Origin of the sequence: Nitrospirillum iridis, assembly GCF_014205765.1 — a bacterium.
GTDB lineage: Bacteria > Pseudomonadota > Alphaproteobacteria > Azospirillales > Azospirillaceae > Nitrospirillum > Nitrospirillum iridis.
In genome coordinates this window covers 202,796-221,088 of record NZ_JACIIZ010000013.1, presented here as the reverse complement: position 1 = coordinate 221,088, position 18,293 = coordinate 202,796, and the positions used below count along the sequence as shown (strand labels likewise).

At 62.2% G+C, this 18,293-nt stretch carries 13 protein-coding genes and 2 pseudogenes; 11 read left to right on the top strand and 4 right to left on the bottom strand.

Annotated elements, in window-relative coordinates; translation table 11 throughout:
• Positions 1-355: 355 nt before the first annotated feature.
• Together FHS74_RS21830 and FHS74_RS21825 are read right to left on the bottom strand one after the other, a co-directional pair.
• Positions 356-988: a GNAT family N-acetyltransferase gene (locus FHS74_RS21830; RefSeq protein WP_184805118.1), complete on the bottom strand. Its 633-nt coding sequence runs from the start codon at positions 986-988 to the stop codon at positions 356-358.
• Between the two features lie 14 nt (positions 989-1,002).
• Positions 1,003-3,339, bottom strand: coding sequence for an Orn/Lys/Arg family decarboxylase (locus FHS74_RS21825; protein ID WP_184805115.1), 2,337 nt, complete (start codon positions 3,337-3,339; stop codon positions 1,003-1,005).
• Positions 3,340-3,594: 255 nt separating this feature from the next.
• On the opposite strand from FHS74_RS21825, the gene FHS74_RS21820 reads away from it, so the two are divergent.
• The 9 genes and pseudogenes from FHS74_RS21820 (at position 3,595) to FHS74_RS21780 (ending at position 12,493) form a co-directional block, all read left to right on the top strand.
• Positions 3,595-4,329: an FCD domain-containing protein gene (locus FHS74_RS21820; protein ID WP_184805113.1), complete on the top strand. Its 735-nt coding sequence runs from the start codon at positions 3,595-3,597 to the stop codon at positions 4,327-4,329.
• A gap of 11 nt (positions 4,330-4,340) precedes the next feature.
• Positions 4,341-5,522, top strand: a complete 1,182-nt coding sequence (locus tag FHS74_RS21815) for an aminotransferase class I/II-fold pyridoxal phosphate-dependent enzyme (protein WP_184805110.1) — start codon at positions 4,341-4,343, stop codon at positions 5,520-5,522.
• On the top strand, positions 5,522-6,799 hold the full coding sequence (locus tag FHS74_RS21810) for an ABC transporter substrate-binding protein (protein WP_184805107.1): 1,278 nt from the start codon (positions 5,522-5,524) through the stop codon (positions 6,797-6,799). The genes FHS74_RS21815 and FHS74_RS21810 overlap by 1 nt, the downstream gene beginning before the upstream one ends.
• Positions 6,796-7,686, top strand: a complete 891-nt coding sequence (locus FHS74_RS21805; RefSeq protein ID WP_246463278.1) for a carbohydrate ABC transporter permease — start codon at positions 6,796-6,798, stop codon at positions 7,684-7,686. Before FHS74_RS21810 ends, FHS74_RS21805 begins: the two co-directional genes overlap by 4 nt.
• Before the next feature lie 4 nt (positions 7,687-7,690).
• Positions 7,691-8,560 carry a carbohydrate ABC transporter permease gene (locus tag FHS74_RS21800; RefSeq protein ID WP_184805103.1) on the top strand — a complete coding sequence of 290 codons (870 nt, stop codon included), beginning with the start codon at positions 7,691-7,693 and terminating at the stop codon, positions 8,558-8,560.
• Positions 8,561-8,576: 16 nt separating this feature from the next.
• A pseudogene (locus FHS74_RS21795) lies at positions 8,577-9,281 on the top strand (ABC transporter ATP-binding protein); the annotation flags it as partial.
• Positions 9,282-9,382: 101 nt separating this feature from the next.
• Positions 9,383-10,405, top strand: a complete 1,023-nt coding sequence (locus FHS74_RS21790) for an NAD-dependent epimerase/dehydratase family protein (protein WP_184805101.1) — start codon at positions 9,383-9,385, stop codon at positions 10,403-10,405.
• A gap of 47 nt (positions 10,406-10,452) precedes the next feature.
• Positions 10,453-10,828, top strand: a pseudogene (locus FHS74_RS21785) (DesA/ISL3 alpha bundle tail domain-containing protein); the annotation flags it as partial.
• A 573-nt stretch (positions 10,829-11,401) separates the two neighbouring features.
• Entirely contained in the window at positions 11,402-12,493 is a 1,092-nt protein-coding gene (locus FHS74_RS21780; protein WP_184805098.1) for a sulfotransferase domain-containing protein, read from the top strand.
• 312 nt (positions 12,494-12,805) lie between these two features.
• On the opposite strand, the gene rfaD is transcribed toward FHS74_RS21780, so the two are convergent.
• Positions 12,806-13,792 (bottom strand): ADP-glyceromanno-heptose 6-epimerase, encoded by a 987-nt coding sequence (gene rfaD, locus FHS74_RS21775; protein ID WP_184805095.1) that lies wholly within the window; start codon positions 13,790-13,792, stop codon positions 12,806-12,808.
• Positions 13,793-13,963: 171 nt separating this feature from the next.
• A complete protein-coding gene (locus FHS74_RS21770; protein ID WP_184805092.1) occupies positions 13,964-14,332 on the bottom strand; it encodes a hypothetical protein in 369 nt (122 codons plus the stop codon).
• Between the two features lie 219 nt (positions 14,333-14,551).
• Between FHS74_RS21770 and rfaE1 the strand changes: the two genes are divergently transcribed.
• Positions 14,552-16,021 (top strand): D-glycero-beta-D-manno-heptose-7-phosphate kinase, encoded by a 1,470-nt coding sequence (rfaE1, locus tag FHS74_RS21765; RefSeq protein WP_184805089.1) that lies wholly within the window; start codon positions 14,552-14,554, stop codon positions 16,019-16,021.
• 539 nt (positions 16,022-16,560) lie between these two features.
• Positions 16,561-18,270 (top strand): glycosyltransferase family 61 protein, encoded by a 1,710-nt coding sequence (locus FHS74_RS21760; protein WP_343066997.1) that lies wholly within the window; start codon positions 16,561-16,563, stop codon positions 18,268-18,270.
• The last annotated feature ends 23 nt before the right edge of the window (positions 18,271-18,293 follow it).

The following is an 18,293-nucleotide window of genomic DNA, read 5'->3' as shown; positions in this document are numbered from 1 at the left end:
GCCGCAGTCCGTAAACTTTCCGCGAATCCGGATTCTTTGGCATTATTAATGCCCCCTGCCAAAAATTCCGGCGCTCATTTCCCCTTCTCGGATAGGGATGGTCGGGGAACCTCGGCGTTTACGGGTATTGACTGCGGATGCCGCAGTCCGGTCCGCCTGCGATATCATTTGCAGGTCCGGCGACACCGTCCCCGGCGGTCGCGCGCACCCGCCACGGACCGGCCGCCGGTCACGGCCGACCGGTTCTTGCGCAACGGCATTGGCGGCGGCTGGCAAGCTATTCGGTCCGCCGCGCGATCACACGGCAGGGAACGGATGGGTGCCAAAAAGAGGATGCGCTTCGGCCAGGAAGGGTTCAAGCGGGCGGCGTGTCGGCCGCCTCGCTGGCCGCCGGCTTCACCTTGGCCTTCTTCGGCATGGGCGCCGGCGGCGTGTCGCTGCCCTCCCCCAGGGGCCGGATCACCAGGACGGAATCCGTCCAGCGGCCGAACTTGTAGCCGATGGACGGCAGGTAGCCGGCCCGGGTGAAGCCGAAGCTTTCATGCAGGCGCAGGGAGCGGTCGTTGGCGGCGTCGATATAACCGATCATCTGTCGGTATCCGGCCGCGGTGCAGGCCTCGATCAGGAACCGCATCAGCCGCCGGCCGATACCGCCGGACAAATGGTCGTGGTGCACATAGATCGAATGCTTCACCACATAGCGATAGGCCGGGCGCTTGCGGAACGGAACGGCATAGGCGTAGCCGACCACCACGCCATCCAGTTCGGCCGCGACGTGGGGCAACCGCTTGTTCAGCATGTTCTTGCGCCGGCGCTTGATGTCATCCTCATCCGGGGATTCGGGCTCATAATCGCCCAGTCCCCGGTTGATGTAATGGCTGTAGATCGCCAGCATCGCCTCCACATCCGCCTCCGTCGAGGGGCGGATGACGAGGGTGGGGGCGGTTGCCGGGCCAGGGTCGGAGACGGGATCAGGCGCAAGGGTCATGGGTGCCGATGGTCCTATTCGCGGACGACATACGTGTAGAAGCGGATGCGGCCGTCAGGATCCAGCTTGCGATAGACGCCCTGGATCTCGTTGTCGAAGCCGGGGAACAGGTTGGCGCCCTGCTCGAAGACCTTCAGATAGTCGATCATGGGCGCGGCCCGCTCCGTCAGCCGTTCACCTGGAAGGATCGTGGCGATGCCGGGCGGATAGACCAGCATCAGGGTGGTGGCGATGCGGCCCGGCAGCTGGTCCAAGGTCACGAAATCCACCTTGTTGCGCACCAGCTGCTTGGCGGCCACATGCGGCAGCATGGCCATTTCCGGCAGATGCTCGGGGCGGAACTGCCGGCGCTGCAAGGCGCTGATGTTGTGGGAGCGATAGAAGCTGTGGATGTCACGGCACAGGTCGCCCAGGCGCACGCCGTTGTAGCGCGGCGCCCGGCGGCGGACGAAATCGGGCATGATGTCGTCCAGCAGGGCGTTGTCGTCATGCAGCCGCTTGAAGAAGATCAGCGCGCTCATGAGGCCGCCGGCCTTGCTGCTTTCCACCCCCGGTGTCAGCAGGAACAGCAGCGAGTTCAGGTCGTTCTTCTCCGGCACGATCTGGTTTTCGCGCAGATATTCCGCCACCACCGGCGCCGGCACGCCCTGATCCAGATAGGCGCCCGTGCGACGGTCGAACCCCGGGGTCAGGATGGTCAGCTTGTTGGGGTCGGTCATGGCATAACCCGGCCCCAGATGCTTGAACCCGTGCCACGCCCGCCCCGGCTCCAGCATCCAATGGCTGGGGTCGCGGGCCAGATCGTCGGTCGGCACGTCCTCCCAGCGCACATCGCCGCCGTCAAGGCGGGTCAGGTCGGGCACGAAGGGGTCGAAGAACCATTGCCGGGAGGTGTCGGTCTCCTTCTCGATGAACTCGCGGGCGATGGCGCGCAACTTCTTGCGGATCTCGATGCCCAGCCGGATGGTGTCGTCCCACAGCACCTCCCCGGACTTGCCCTTCATCATCTGTGCCCCGACGTCCAGCGAGGCGAAGATGGGGTAGAACGGGCTGGTCGAGGCATGCTGGAGGAAGGATTCGTTGAAGCGGCGATGCTCCACCCGCCGCTCGTGATCGCCGATATGCTTGTCCTTGACGTGGATCTGCGAGGCCTGGCTGAAACTCGCCAACTGCTTGTGGGTGGATTGGGTGGTGATGATGCCGGGGCTGTCCGGCCCCAGGTTCTTCACCCCCATGCCATAGCGCCCCTGGTACAGCGGGTGGAACTTCATGAAGCCGGCCCAGGCCTCATCGAACAGGATGTAATCGCAAAGCGGCCCCAGCTTCTCCACCAGCAGGTCGGCGTTGTTGATGGTGCCGTCGTAGGAGCACTGCTGGATCACCGCCACGCGGAAGGGCCGCGGCTTCTTCCAGGCGTCGGGATCCTTGACCATGGGGTGGGTGCGGATCTTCTCGCGGATCGCCGCCTCATCCAGCGCCTCATAATCGATGGGGCCGATCAGGCCATGGGCGTTGCGGTCGGTCTCCAGGAAGATGGGCGTGCCCTGGCCCAGCAGCAGGGCGCCGTGATGGGCGGCCTTGTGGTTGTTGCGGTCGAACAGCACCAGGTCGTCCTCCGCCACCAGGGCGCCCAGCACCACCTTGTTGGAGGCGGACGTGCCGTTGAGGACGAAATAGGTGCGCTCCGCCCCGAAGATCTTGGCCGCCTCCTTCTGCGCCTTGAGCGCCGGTCCCTCATGCACCAGCAGGTCGCCCAGGTCGACGACCGAATTGTCCAGGTCGTCGCGGAAGATGGCCTCGCCCAGATGCTCGACGAAGATACGGCCGATGGGGCTGCGGCTATAGAAGATGCCGCCGTTATGGCCCGGGCAGGTCCACAGCTGGTTGCCCTCCTCGGCATAATCGACCAGCGCGCCGAAGAACGGGGTCTTCAGGGTCTCGGCATATTGGCGCAGGCGGCTGATCAGGTTCTTGGCGATGAACTGCGGCGTCTCCTCGGCCAGGAAGACATAGCCGTCGATCTCCCGCATCACGTCCACCGGGATATCCTCCAGCCGCTTGCGCCGGACCAGAAGGACGATGGGCATTTCCAGGCCACGGGCGCGGACCAGCGAGATCAGGGCAGCCGCCTTGCCCTCCGGCCCGCGCTTGCCCCAGTCCAGCACCATGCAGCCGATGGCGGCGTCGGTGCGGATGGCCAGCTCGGCGTCCTCGATCCGCCGGGCCTTGGTGACTTCGAAGCCCAGGCGCTCCACCTCGACGATGATGTCCTGCAGCCGTGTGCCCTCCAACTCGTCGGCCTCGAAGGCGGGGGCGCAGACAAGGAAATTGAAGCGGCGGAAGAAATCCATCTGGGCGGGCTCCGTGGGAACTGGTCAGGGAAAATAGCAGGCGGGGCTGCAGAAAGAACCATGTCCTGCCGGCCGATCACAAAAGAAGTTTCAAAGAAATTTCACATCGGGGCGCCCAACGCCAAGCCCCGACGCCAAGCGGCGCTTGACAGCCCCCCGATGCTCGCCAATCATCAGATGTCAGACCAATTCTGGGCGGCGTCGGGACAGCGTCAGCCCAGCGGCATCCCAGCCCAGTGGCATCGTTGAGGTGACGTGCACCCGCCCACTCCCCCCTCCCTCCCGGGTGCTGCCCTGCGGCCCTTGCCCAGCCTCGACCGCATCGGCGCGGTCAGCCGGGCGCTGGCGGCATTCATAGCCGAGGCGGCCTTGCGGCCGGGGGATCAGCTGCCAACGGAACGGGAACTGATGGAGCGGTTGGCCGTCGGCCGGTCCACGGTGCGGGAGGTCATCCGCCAGTTCCAGGCGAGGGGCCTGGTGGAGACGCGCAAGGGCAGCGGCACCTATCTGCTGCGGGCGCTGTCGCCGGACGCGGTCCATGTCTCACTGACCATAGATGCGGGTGCCCTGCGCGACCGGCTGCTGCAGACCCTGGAGATCCGCCGGGGGCTGGAGGTGGCGGCCAGCGAGGCGGCCGCCCGGCGGGCGACGCCGGCCGACCTCGCCACCCTGGAGGACAAGCTGGTGGCGATGGAACGCGTGCACCTGGACAAGGGCACGGCGGGGCCGGAGGACCTGGAATTCCACCTGGCGATCTATGACGCGACCCACAACCCCCTGTTCCGCCAGTTGCTGGAGCAGATCCGCGAGACGTTCGAGCATTTCTTCGACAAGCCGTTCGACCGCCCCGACTTCGCCCGCCGGTCCTTCGCCCTGCACCGCGAGCTGTTCGACGCCATCCGCGCCGGCGATACGGAGGCAGCACGGATGAAGACCCTGGGCATCCTCGCCATCGTCGAAGAAGACATCAAGGCCATGTCCCCCCAATGACTGAAACCCCCATGACCGATTTCCCGGAAGATCCCGTCGCCCGCGCCCAACGGCTGGTGGCCCATGACGACGGCGCGCACGCCTATCAGGCGGTGGTGCCGGCCATCGTCCAGACCTCGCTGTTCACCTTCCCCAGCTTCCAGGAGATGGCGGACACCTATGCCGGCAGGCAGACGCGCAACGTCTATTCCCGCACCACCAACCCCACGGTGACGGAGTTCGAGCGCAAGATGGCGGCGCTGGAACAGACGGATGACGCCATCGGCTTCCCCAGCGGCATGGCCGCCATTTCAGGATCCGTGCTGGCCCTCATCCAGCCGGGCGACCGTATCGTCTGTGTCCGCCATGTCTATCCCGACGCCTACCGCCTGTTCGAGACGCTGCTGAAGAAGTGGGGAATCACCACCACTTATGTCGACGGCGCCGATTTGGCGGCGGTGGACGCGGCCTTGCCCGGCGCCCGGATCCTGTATCTGGAAAGCCCCACCAGCTGGATGATGGAGGCGCACGACGTCGGTGCCCTGGCGGCCTTGGCCAGGAAGCACGGCGCCGTCAGCCTGATCGACAATTCCTGGGCCACGCCCGTCTTCCAGCGGCCGGCGACCCTGGGCGTGGATCTGGTGCTGCACTCCGCCTCCAAATACATCGGCGGGCACAGCGACACGGTGGCGGGCGTGGTGGCGGGGCGGGCGGACCTGGTGGCCACCATCCGTCGCACCATCTGCCCCTATATCGGCGCCAAGTTGGGCCCGTTCGAGGCCTGGCTGCTGCTGCGCGGCCTGCGCACCCTGCCCGTCCGCATGCAGGCGCATGAGGCCTCCGCCCTCACCCTGGCGCGGCGGCTGGCGGAGCATGCGCATGTCACCAGGGTGCATCATCCGGCCCTGATGGGGACCCTGCCCCCCGGCCTTACCGGGACATCGGGCCTGTTCTCCTTCACCGTCGACGATGGCATCGACATCCCTGCCTTCTGCGATGCCTTGGACCTGTTCCACCTGGGGGTCAGCTGGGGCGGGCACGAAAGCCTGGTGGTGCCGGCGCTGGTCACGCACGTGCAGGCGGCCGGCCCCAACTCCGCCCTCGACTTCGGCGTGCCGGCCAGCATGATCCGCCTGCATGTCGGGCTGGAGGGGACGGAGGCGCTGTGGGCCGACCTCGCCCGCGCCTTCCAGGTGGCGCGGAAAGACCGCTGATGCTGAAGCCCCTGGCCCTGATCCTGACATTGACGCTGCTGGCGCTGCCGGCCTGGGCCGGCACTCAGCTGCGGCTGGTGGAAGTGCTGAGCAGCCCGGAACGGACGGAGACGCTGAAGGAGTTGGTGGCGGGATTCGAGGCCGCACACCCCGGCACCCAGGTGGAGGTGACGTCGCTGGCCTGGGGGTCGGCGTTCGAGAAACTGGCCACCATGGTGGCGGCCGGCGACATCCCCGACGTTGTGGAGATGCCGGACCGCTGGCTGTCGCTCTATGCCGGCAATGGCCAGCTGGAAAGCCTGGAGCCCTATCTCGCCCGCTGGCCGGAGACCAGGGGCTTGAACGAACGCGCCCTGGCCGTGGCGCGCTCGGTGGACGACACCGCCTACATGCTGCCCTATGGCTTTTACTTAAGGGCTCTCTATTACAACAAGGCGGTGTTCCGCCAGGCCGGCCTCAGCGAACCGCCCCGCACCCTGGACGAGTTGCGCGCCGCCGCGTCCAAGATCGCCCAGCTGCCGGGCAAGTCCGGCTACTGCCTGCGCGGCGGCCCGGGTGGCCTGAACGGCTGGGTCATGTTCGGGGCCAGCATCGCCGGCGGCAACGCCTTCTTCCATGAGGACGGCACCAGCGCGCTGAACGATCCCGGCTGGGTGGCCGGCACCAGCTGGCTGATCGACCTGTACCAGCAGGGCCTGGCGCCCAAGGACAGCGTCAACTGGGGCTTCAACGAGGTGGTGGCGGGATTCTACACCGGCGCCTGCGCCATGGTGGACCAGGACCCCGACGCCCTGATCGCGCTGAAGGCCCGCATGAAGCCGGAGGATTTCGGCGTGGCGCCCTGGCCCAAGGGGCCCAACGGCAAGGCCTATCCCACCCTGGGATTCGCCGGCTGGTCCATCTTCAAACGGTCGGCGCACAAGGATCTGGCCTGGGATCTGGTGGTGGCGCTGAACGGCCCGGCCGGCAACATCGCCTGGAACAAGCGGACCGGCGCCCTGCCCGTCTATACCGCCGCCGCCCATGATCCGCTCTATGCCGGCCCCGTCTATCAGGGCTGGTTCGCGGAACTGGCCGACCCCGACGTGGTGCCGACCTTGATGCCCACATACCTGCCGGGCTTCGCCTATTTCGCCGACAGCCTGGTGGTGCGCAGCAGCCAGCAGGCGCTGCTGGGCCTGATCACCCCGGCCACCATGAACAAGCAGTGGGCCGCCTATCTGACCAAGGCCCGGCGCAAACAGGCCGAGGGCGTGCAGGCGGGAGGCGCCAAATGAGCCGCCGCGCCCTGGCCCTGAGGCTGGAACCCTATTTCTACACCGCACCGGCGCTGCTGCTGATCGGCGCGGTCATGCTGGTGCCGCTGGTCACCGGTCTGTCCTACGCCTTCCACGATTTGATCCTGCTGGATCCCCTGAGCGGCGATTTCATCGGCCTGGACCATTTCCGGGAGATGCTGGACGACGACGGCTTCTGGACGGCCCTGCGCAATACCGTGGTGTGGACGGGCGTGTCGGTGGCCCTGCAATTCGCCTTCGGCCTGATCCTGGCCCTGCTGCTGGAGCGGCCCTTCCCCGGCCGGGGCGCGGTGCAGGCCCTGGTGTTCCTGCCCTGGGCGGTGCCGGGCTTCCTGTCCGGCCTCACCTGGGCCTGGCTGTTCAACCCGGTCATCGGGCCCCTGCCCCAGTGGCTGCATGGGCTGGGCCTGCTGGCCACGCCGGAGAATATACTGTCCGACCCGCATCTGGCCTTGTGGGGGCCGATCGCCGCCAATGTCTGGTGGGGCATCCCGTTCTTCGCCATCACCCTCCTGGCGGCCCTGCAATCCATCCCGCAGGATATCCATGAGGCGGCGCGAATGGATGGTGCCGGCGCCTGGACGCGATTCCGCCGCATCACCCTGCCGCTGCTGGCGCCCACCATCGCCATCACCCTCATGCTGCGCACCGTGTGGGTGGCCAATTTCGCCGAACTGATCGTGGTGATGACCAAGGGCGGGCCGGCCGACGCCACCCAGATCCTGTCCAGCTACATCTTCAGCCTGGCCTTCCAGCGGCTGGATTTCGGCTACGCCTCCGCCGTGGCGGCGGTGCTGCTGCTGCTGTTGCTGGCCTACGCCGCGGCGGTGATGGTGCTGCGCCAGACTTTCGCGGATCGGGGGTGAAGCCATGAACCGAGCCCTGGCCCGCACCACAGGCCACGTCGCCCGCGCCCTGGCGCTGGCCCTCTACGTCGCCCGCGCCCTGGCGCTGGCCCTCTACGTCGCCTTCGCCCTCTTTCCCCTGTACTGGCTGGTCAAGGTCTCGGTCACGCCGGATGACCTGATGTATGGCGAGGGCGTGCGGCTGTGGCCCTCGCGGGTGACGCTGGACCATTACGCCGCGGTGCTGCGCCACAGCCAATTCCCCCTGTTCTTCCGCAACAGCCTGATCGTGTCGGTCGCCACGGCCCTGTTCGCCACCGCGGTGGCGTCGGCCGCCGGCTACGCCTTCTCCCGCTTCCGCTTTCGCGCCAAGGCCGGCGTGATGGCGGTGATGCTGGTCAGCCAGATGTTCCCCCTGGTCATCATCGTGGCGCCCATCTTCCGCCTGCTGTCGCCGCTGGGCCTGACCAACAGCCTGTCGGGCCTGGTGCTGGTCTACACCGCCTTCAACGCGCCCTTCGCCACCTTCCTCATGCAGTCCTTCTTCGAGGCCGTGCCCAAGGATCTGGAGGAGGCGGCGATGATGGACGGCGCCACCCGCTTCGGCGCGGTGCTGCGGGTGGTGGTGCCCCTGACCCTGCCCGGGCTGGCGGCCACCGGTGGCTTCGTCTTCATCGCGGCGTGGAGCGAGCTGCTGTTCAGCCTGATGCTGAACTCATCGGCCGCCGTCAGCACCTTCCCCGCCGGGCTGTTGGGCTTCGTCTCCAAGTTCTCGGTCGATTTCGGGCAGATGATGGCGGCGGGCGTGCTGGCGCTGCTGCCGGTCGGCGCCTTCTTCTTTTTCATCCAACGCTATCTGGTGCAGGGCCTGACGGCCGGCGCCGTGAAGGGCTGACAGGACCCCGACACCCATGGCCACCATCACCCTCAGCAATGTCGGCAAGGACTATGGCAGTGGCCCCGTGCTGCGGGGCATAAACCTGGAGATCCGGGATGGGGAGTTCGTGGCCCTGATGGGACCGTCGGGCTGCGGCAAGTCCACCCTGCTGCGCCTCATCGCCGGGCTGGAGGAAGCGACGGAAGGCGAGATCCGCATCGATGGCCGCCTGGTGAACGATTTGGCCCCCAAGGACCGGGATCTGGCCATGGTATTCCAGTCCTACGCCCTCTACCCGCACATGACGGTGCGGGAGAACATGAGCTTCCCCCTGAAGCAGCGCCGCTTGCCCGCCGCCGAGATCAAAGCCGCCGTGGACGCCGCCGCCGCCAAGCTGGGCTTGACCACCCTGCTGGACCGCAGGCCCAAGGCCCTGTCCGGCGGACAGCGCCAGCGGGTGGCCATGGGCCGCGCCATCGTGCGCGCGCCCAAGGCCTTCCTGTTCGACGAGCCCCTGTCCAACCTGGACGCCCGCCTGCGCGAGCAGATGCGTGTGGAGATTCGCACCTTGCACCAGGACTTGGGCGCCACCAGCGTCTACGTCACCCACGACCAGGTGGAGGCCATGACCATGGCCGACCGCATCGTGGCCCTGAACGACGGCATTATCCAGCAGGTGGGCACGCCGCAGGACCTGCGCGAGCGGCCGGCCAACCCCTTTGTGGCGGACTTCCTGGGCTGTCGTTCATCGGAGTCCTTTGAAAAAACGCCCAATTAGATTGCATCGCGCCAGGGTTAAATGGCATCAGATTTGCCAATGGGGCCCGGTGCCCTTTGACGATGCGGTGGGCGATCAGCCCGGTTCGAACAGATGGCTTTGCGGTGACCAAACGAATTCTGGTTTGCGGGGCTGGCGGCTTTATCGGTAGCCACCTGGTCAAAAGGCTGAAGGCGGAGGGCGCCTGGGTCCGGGGGGCTGATCTGAAGCTCCCGCGCTATGAGGCAAGCGACGCGGACGACTTCATCGTTGGCGATCTGCGGGAACAGGACGTGGTCCGGCGCGTCATCGACCAGCGTTTCGACGAGGTCTATCAACTGGCTGCGGACATGGGCGGCGCCGGGTTCGTGTTCACCGGCGCCCACGACGCCGACATCATGCACAACTCGGCCATGATCAATCTGAACGTGCTTGATACCGCGCGACATCAAGGTTGTGGCCGGATTTTCTACTCATCGTCCGCCTGCATCTACCCCCAGGAAAATCAGCAGGACCCGGACAACCCGAATTGCGTCGAAGCCAGCGCGTACCCCGCCCATCCCGATAGCGAATATGGATGGGAGAAGCTGTTTTCAGAGCGCCTGTACCTGACCTACGGTCGCAACCATGGCATGCAGGTGCGCGTCGCGCGCTATCACAACATTTTCGGTGAGCTGGGCTCCTGGAGCGATGGCCGGGAAAAAGCCCCGGCGGCCATGTGCCGCAAGATCGCGCAATGCCCCGACGGCGGGACGATCGATGTCTGGGGAGATGGCCAGCAAACCCGCTCCTTCCTGCATGTGAGCGAATGCCTGGAGGGGACGTTGCGCCTGATGCGGTCGGATTTCACGGGCCCGGTCAACATCGGCTCGGAGGAAATGGTGACCATCGACGGCCTGATCGACCGGGTGGCCGCCATCGCCGGCAAACGCATCAACAAGAACCACATCCCCGGCCCCACAGGCGTGCGCGGCCGGAATTCGGACAACCGCCTCATCAAGGAAAAGCTGGGATGGGCCCCCACCGCCGCTCTTAACGACGGTTTGGAACGGACATACGCCTGGATCAGGTCACAGGTGGAAAAGGGACGCGCCGACGCTTCCTAAGCTCCTTATCCCGGTGTCATCCAAGCTGGCAGCAGCCCAATGCCAACGAGGTCCGCGATCGCCGCCCACAGGCGGAGATCGTCTACGACCTCTTCCATGTCGTCGCCAAGTACGGCCATGGCGTCATCGACCGTGTCCGTGTCGATGACGCCAACCGGGTGCGCGACGACAAGAAGGCCCGCCGCGTGGTCAAGACCGCCCGCTGGCTGCTGTTGCGCAACCGCGATAACCTGAAGCGGCCCGAGGACCAAGTCCGCCTGGACGGGCTCCTGGCCGCCAATCGGACGCTGATGACCGGTCTATGTCCTCAAGGATGAACTCAATCAGCTGTGGCCACCGCCGTCGCCGGACGGCGCAAGGGCGGCTTGGCAGGAATGGTGGAGCAAGGCAATCGCCAGCAACATCAAACCCTTGGTCCGCTTCGGCCTATCGGTGCCGAGGCTATTGATGCTCCAGGAGCATATCTGCGATCGAGGGGGAAGTCGGTACTGGGCGCTCTCGAAAGTTCCAAAATGCCCTTTCGTCCGGGGCGCGGTGCGTTGGGGTGTATGCCTTCTGGGAATTTATTTTCGTGCCCTATATAAAATTATATAAAATTTTGCAAACTCCCCAAACAGAAGCCGGTATTTACGAGTTGCAACTCATAGCGGAATCCGCCCGCTTAAGATCGGCTGCGGGCAAAATCTCAATAGACCCGCCTTTTGGTGGGCTGCTATACTGTTGGACTGTTAGTGCCTACTCATTAACCACCCGCTAGGAGCAGCACCTCGACATGGTTTACGATATCGTGTATGGAACCGCTAAAGTTTGTTAGGTGCCATTCAGTAAGGGGTAGGGCCTGTGGATGCTCTCTCGATCTTCGAGAATTGATGCGTTTTCCGTTGGACCGCCATGGGCGTTAACCATCTGAGTGGCGTGGCGATATGTGCCCGTTCTTCCGCGCACTTTCCTGAACTTGGAATTTTGCTGATGCCAGCAGCAAAGGGATGATAACTCATGATCGTCAATTGTGTCGGCCTTCCCGGAAGCGCCTCGACGTGGGTCTATAACGTTGTTCGTGCTTTTCTGGCCGCTTCAGGCCAACCCGTGGCTGCTCTTTATGCGTCGAACTTCACCGAAGTGGAACGGAGCATAAAAGGCCCGCGCAGCCATTATGTGACCAAGTGCCATACCATTGATGACCAGTCGCTATATCTGAATTCCAGTGCTGGTGTGCCCTTTGTTCTGTCGTCACGCGATCCGAGAGACTCGGTGGCGTCCATCATGACCCGCTTCGATGAGCGCACCGAGGCATCCTGCAGCAAGGACATCATGCGCTCGGTGGCGTCGCTTTTTTCGGCGCGGCAGGTGACCCGCAACATCCTCTTGTCCTATGAAGATCTATTTTCGGACAAGATTGATACCTTGTACGACATAGCCGCGTTTCTCGATATCCGGATGACCTCGGAGTCCATGCAGCAAATTTTTGAGAAATTCAGTAAGGAAAGCGTCCGGTCGTTCATTGGTAGTCTGGAAGATTTGCCGTCGTCGCGGCTCAAGCGGGACGATACCGGGAAGCTGATTGGCGATACCGAGACGCAGTTCTGGTCAACCCACATGGGCGATGCGCAGCCGGGTAAATGGCGCGCGCTTCGTGAGCCGTTCCAAACGCAGGTTGCGCGCAGTTTTGAGGGAATTGCGAACGTTCGCTCGCTGTTGCCAGGCTCGATGCTCCGCTATCCGGAGATGTTGTTCACCCCTATCAGGATCCTCGAAGCTGAACCATATGAACCATTAAAGGACGGCCCGGGAATAGCCCTGTTAAACTATTGCTATCTTCCTCTCGGAAAGTGGCAGATCAAGCTCCACGGTAGCCTTCCGCAACCGCCCAAAGATCAGAATCTGGAGATTATTGCCACTCAGAGCGGGAATATAATTTTCAGCGAGCCTTTCAACCAGAATGAGGAAGGCTATGCTTCCGTCGATATAACAATAAACCAGGTTGCTCATGAGGATCCCATAGCCGTCTTTGTTTCCAATTATGACATCGGCGTACTGGATCCCTGCCGTGAAAAGCCTTTTGAGATGGAGGCGCGGTTCCTCGGCTAAACCGCTTCCTTTTCTGAAGCGCAGCAAGGTAGAGACCATGCCGTCTTCGCCTCCGGCAACCTCAATTGCCGCCATTCCAGAGCAGCTTCACGCCCAAAGTCGGAATCGCCTTTCGGCGTGAAGCTGCTCGCGGGCATACTCCGCCCTATCCGGCTGTGGTTTCGATTAAACGCAGCCGGATAGGGCCAGGGCAGATTCTTGACGCATCTTGATCCGGGTACATTCAGTTGGAATGCGAAATGGCCCTGCCCTGCTTCAATCGGGTGGATCAGGGCCATTCTTCACGGGCGGCGCGATGGCACCTTCTTACCCTCAAACATAAGGATCGGGGGTGCCCAAATATCTTTGCACGTACTGGCGAATGCCTTCCTCAAGCGTGGTGAAGGGGGCTGAATAGCCGGCCGCGCGCAGCCGCCCCATCGACGCCTGCGTATAGTATTGATACTTGCCTTTGAGATGGGCGGGCATGGGTATGTAGTCGATACGGGGGGGCAGCCCGGCCGCGGTGAAGAGCGAAGTCACCAGATCGTTCCAGCTGCGGGCTTGGCCGGTGCCGAGATTGAACACGCCGCTGACATCCGGAGTGTTGTACAGCCAAAGCATGACGTTGACCACGTCGCCCACCCAGATGAAGTCGCGCACCTGGCCACCATCGCGATAATCCGGATGGTCGGACGCGAACAGACGGGCGGTTTCGCCGGCCATGATCTGGGGATAGAGCTTGGCCGGAACCGAACGCATGTCCCCCTTATGATACTCGTTGGGGCCATAAACGTTGAAGAACTTCAGTCCGGCGAATTGTGGTGGCGTCGCCTCCCCCCGGTCCAGCGCCGCCCGCGCCCGGCGATCGAACAGATGCTTGGACCAGCCATAAGGATTCAGCGGCCGCAGGGCCGCCAGGCCCTCGGCTGTGAAGTCATCCTCGAAACCCCGCGTGCCGTCCCCGTAGGTCGCCGCCGAAGACGCGTAAATCAGCCGGACGCCGCGACCGGCGCACCATGACCACAGGTCCAGAGTCAGGCGGAAGTTGTTCTCGAGAATGCGGTCCGCGTCCGTTTCCGTCGTCGCGGAAATCGCGCCCATATGGAAGATGGCGCTGATGTCGCCCTCATGACTGTCCAGGAATTCCGGAAGCTGCTCTGGGGTGATCACGTCGTGCAGGCCGCGCTTGGCCACGTTGAGCCACTTTCCCCCTTGGCGGAGCCGATCGACCACGACAATCGGGCCGATGCCCCTGGCTTCCAGGCCGGCGACCAAATTGGAACCGATGAATCCGGCTCCACCCGTAACAACGATCATGGCTTTCAACTTCCCGTGAATTAAGGAATTAAGTGGGGGCACCAATGGCGCGGGCCATTATCATTCCCCTATTAATATAGACTTGGTCCAGGGGCGCCAAGCCTCGGCACAGGGCTATCGCATTTTGACCGATGATGGATCTTGCGAACCCGTTCGGACCATCCGGAGCGTTTACGCTTTCTCCAGATGGAGATTTCCGGCTTCGCGGCCTTGAGGACGTTGAGGGGGGCTTTCTGATGATGGCGAGTTTGCGGAGCCGTGGTCTTTGCGGGCGCGCCCGGCGTCTTCCTGGAAGATTGTGTCGATAACCCAGCGAAGACCGTTTTCGATGATGGCGCAGTAGCCGGGAACCGCCTTGGCGGCGAAGGCTGCGGAGCGGTGGGCTGATGAGAGATAGTGGAGGATGGAGACGGAGGACTTTCCATTCCGTTCTAAGGTAGACACGACGCGACCCGGGGTGGAAAGGCCCGGCGTAGCAGGTCGATCCGGGTCTTTCTCGTCGGGGAACAGCCGGCCGACGTCGTGGACCCCGTCGCGCAAAAATGGTGGTCCATGACGGGATCCCCCCCAAGGCCACCGTTACAGAATCCATCACGGGCGCCAAGGCCAATCCAATTATCCAAATGGGATTCCCCCGAACCTCCGCAAGGGGGCGTGGCCCACCGTTTGGGGGGCGGCGCGCGCAATGTGCAAAACCGTTGATGAGGCTGCCAGATCGCGATATTCCTTGCCCCCCTTTAGTTCCTGAATCGGCTCATCATGCAACGTCACGTCGGACTGACATCCTCGGTGGAATGCCTTGGCGGTGCTCGCGTCATGGTCGTGGGCGATGTCATGCTTGACCGGTTCGTCCGCGGCAAGGTGGCGCGCATCTCCCCGGAGGCGCCGGTCCCCGTGCTGCGCAACGCGCATCAAGAGGTCATGCTCGGCGGCGCCGGGAACGTCGTCCGCAACATCACCGCCTTGGGTGGTCATGTCGTCCTGGCTGGGGTATTGGGTGACGACGATGCCGGCCGCCACGTCGGGCAACTGGTGGCTCAGGATGGGCAGATAACCTCCATCCTTCAGGTGGATCCGGGGCGCGTCACCTCGGAGAAAATCCGCTTCGTGGCGGATGGCCACCATCTGTTGCGCTCGGACTGGGACAGCGAGGCACCGGTGGCCTGGGAGGTCCATGAGCGGCTGCTGGCCGCCGCCGCCGACCACATCGATACGGTTTCCGCCGTCATCCTGTCCGACTATGCCAAGGGTGTCCTGACGCCGCCGGTGCTGCGCCGCCTGATCGACATGGCGCGCAATGCCGGCAAGCCGGTGATCGTCGACCCCAAGAGCGCCGACTACGCCCTCTATCGCGGGGCGACCCTGGTCACCCCGAACCGCGCGGAGCTGGCGATTGCCGTCGGGTACCGGCCCGCGACGACGGAGGATATCGTCGCGGCCGCCGAAGGGCTGATGCGCGACCACGATATCCAGTCCTTGCTGGTCACCCGCAGCGAGGAGGGCATGACCCTGATTTGCGGCGGCGGCCTGTCCGTCAACGTCCGGGCCGAGGCCAAAGAGGTCTTCGACGTGTCGGGTGCTGGCGACACGGTCGTCGCGGTCATGGCGGCCTGCCTGGCCACAGGCACCGATCTGTCGGACGCCGTGCAACTGGCCAACGTTGCGGCCAGCCTGGTGGTGGCGAAGCTGGGCACGGCCGTCGTCACGCCCACGGAAATCCTGCACGCCCTGGCCGAGCAGGACGACCGGGCCAATTCCGACAAGGTACTGACGCTTTCGGAATTGCAGGAGCGCATCGCCTTGTGGAGGCGGTTGGGCCTCAAGGTCGGCTTCACCAACGGCTGCTTCGATCTGGTCCATCCTGGCCATGTGCAGCTGCTGGCGGCCGCCCGTCGCGAATGCGACCGGCTGATTGTGGGCCTGAATTCAGACGCGTCCGTACGGCGGTTGAAGGGCCCGGAGCGTCCCATTCAGGAAGAGCGGTCCCGGGCCATCGTTCTGGCGGCGCTGGCTTCCGTCGATGCCGTGGCGCTGTTCGAGGAGGACACCCCGCTGGACCTGATTCAGCAGATCCAGCCCCAGGTCTTGATCAAAGGGGCGGACTACACGATCGACCAAGTCGTGGGTGGTGATTTCGTCCAACGGAACGGCGGCCGCGTCGCTTTGGTGCAACTGGTGCCCGACCAGTCCACCACGCGTATCGCCAAGCGTATCCAGGAGCGCGGCTAGACCGAGAGGGCGCCACCCGCGATGAATGTTCCCGGCGCCCTTTGACCAAGCCCGACAACCGAACCGCTCAGGATGGCCGGGAGCTTCTGCTCGCGGTTTACCAAGAAGGGCGAAACGCGCAGCTGCCCTGCCCCTCCAATGGCCGGCTGCGTTCAATCGGAACCACAGCCGGCTATAGCTGAATCTGTCCGTGAGCGGCTTCACGCCCAAAGGCGCTTCCGCCTTCGGGCGATCCGCTCTAGAGGGGCTTTGGGTAACAGGACGTGTCGCAGCTCCGCTCCAGCCGTATCTATACCAACGACGGGAGTATCGGCCCGCGTAAACGCGGACTCCATCCAGGTCTCCGTAAATCGAACGAATCGCAAGCGATTGACATAAATTAGCTTATTTATGAAGGTAGGATTGAAGATCGGGCACAGATCAATTGCCATGTAGGCTGGCCAAATTGTCCGTCTCCGCCCGGCCAAGCCCCAGGCGCTTGACAAAAGCTAGAAATTTCCATATTTTGAAGTAATTTTGTGTGTTGGTGAGCAAGCATTATGAGATCTTCTGTTTTTTCTCGCGACCTGACTCGCTTAGACTCCGAATTCCATCGCCTAATGGAATTTGTCGACCTGCATGAGGAGCCACAGGCCACGATACATACGTATGACAACGTAATATTTGATCCTATATCTCGTTGTCTTTTCTCGATGGATGGCTCCAGGATTGAAGCCAGTGTTTTTCTTCGTGATCAGTATTTCAGGGCCGGCAGAGTATGGCCGTCAAACTGTTCGAGTACTTTTAAATTTTCAGGGGCCCTGCCCAGGCGATCTGGTGTGTTTTTGTATCTGTCGGTCCTTTTTCCGCATTGGGGGCATTTTTGCACAGAGTCAATAGCTAGACTCTGGGCATATCATGTCATCAAATCCGAAAATCCGACGCTTGTATTTGCAGAATCTCATATCGGGAATTTGGGGGAGGACTCTTATGTAAAAGAGATCCTTGAGCTCAATGGAATTGATATGAGCAACGTAATCGCCCCTCGAGAACCAGTAATTCTCGAGAAAGTCTATGTGCCAGAACCGACAATGCGGCACATTGCGGAATATTACCCAAATCATATGGATGTATTTCATTACGCCACAAAGTCTTCGGGAGTTAAAATTCCCTCTCGGTTGGACGACACGCCCATTTATCTTTCAAGAAGAAAGTTAGCTAGCCATTATAACATGGCGAATTTTAATAGAACTTACGCCAATGAATCCAATTTAGAAGAGGTTCTGAAGGATAACGGCTTCGTCATCGTGTATCCTGATGAGCTTTCGGTTCTCGATAAAATCGAATTATTCAACAAGCATAAATATATCACGGGCCCCCTTGCATCTAGTTTTTATGGACTTTCATTTTCGCTTCACACCGACCGACAGGAAACTCATATATTTTATAATGGCCCGTGGGTTCCATGGGATTTGAGAGGTTTCTTCGCTGCAGATGAGGTTATGGCCATAAAGGCAAATTATATCGGATCTGGACATTACTACTGTGGAAATATTATTGAGCAGCCAGATGATGGTATTGGCCCCGATTTTGCGCTCGATATAAAATCGACTACGCAATGGTTAGATCAGTGCGGATTATTGAAAAAGTCCTCCACTGGCTATCTAGCTCCCAAATTCAATGAAGCGGAGTCTACCTCTCAGGGAAACTTGATTGTTTCATTGGTGGGTGGGGGGAGCCTTCGAAATGAAGGGCGCCTTTCAGGCGGGAGGAGAAAAGGGAAATGGCGCATTTCTGGCTTCTCCCTTGAGGGCGTAGAGGAAGGGTTCGTTGAGTACAAGGTGGAGTTTGCAGATCGTAGCATGACTGGCTGGTTAAAAGCTGGCGCCGCTATCGACAGTAAAGACGTTGCAATTTCCGGTGTTGCGTTTAGGTCAAATAAGGAAGGGGTTTTTCTAGCGTATGTTTGTTTTTTCTCCAATTACAAAGACCCAGTTTGGAATTCCGAGGGCGCAATGTGCCGCTCGCCCATCCCAGGAGAGTTGGAAGCCATGCAGCTTTATGTAATAGACCGCAATGATGACTCTCTGGAGAAATCCACGATGGCAGATATGGAACACAATCTAAAGTTACAAGTTCTGGAATCTAAGATTAATGAAATTCAGCAACGTACGATTCATATAGAGAATAAAATTGACCGCGTTCTCGCTGTCTTGCGTGAGCGGTTCGAACTCGACGCCGTCGGCGTTGGTGGCAATGTTAAACCCTAGGAGATTGGCTGACTGTTGGTTTG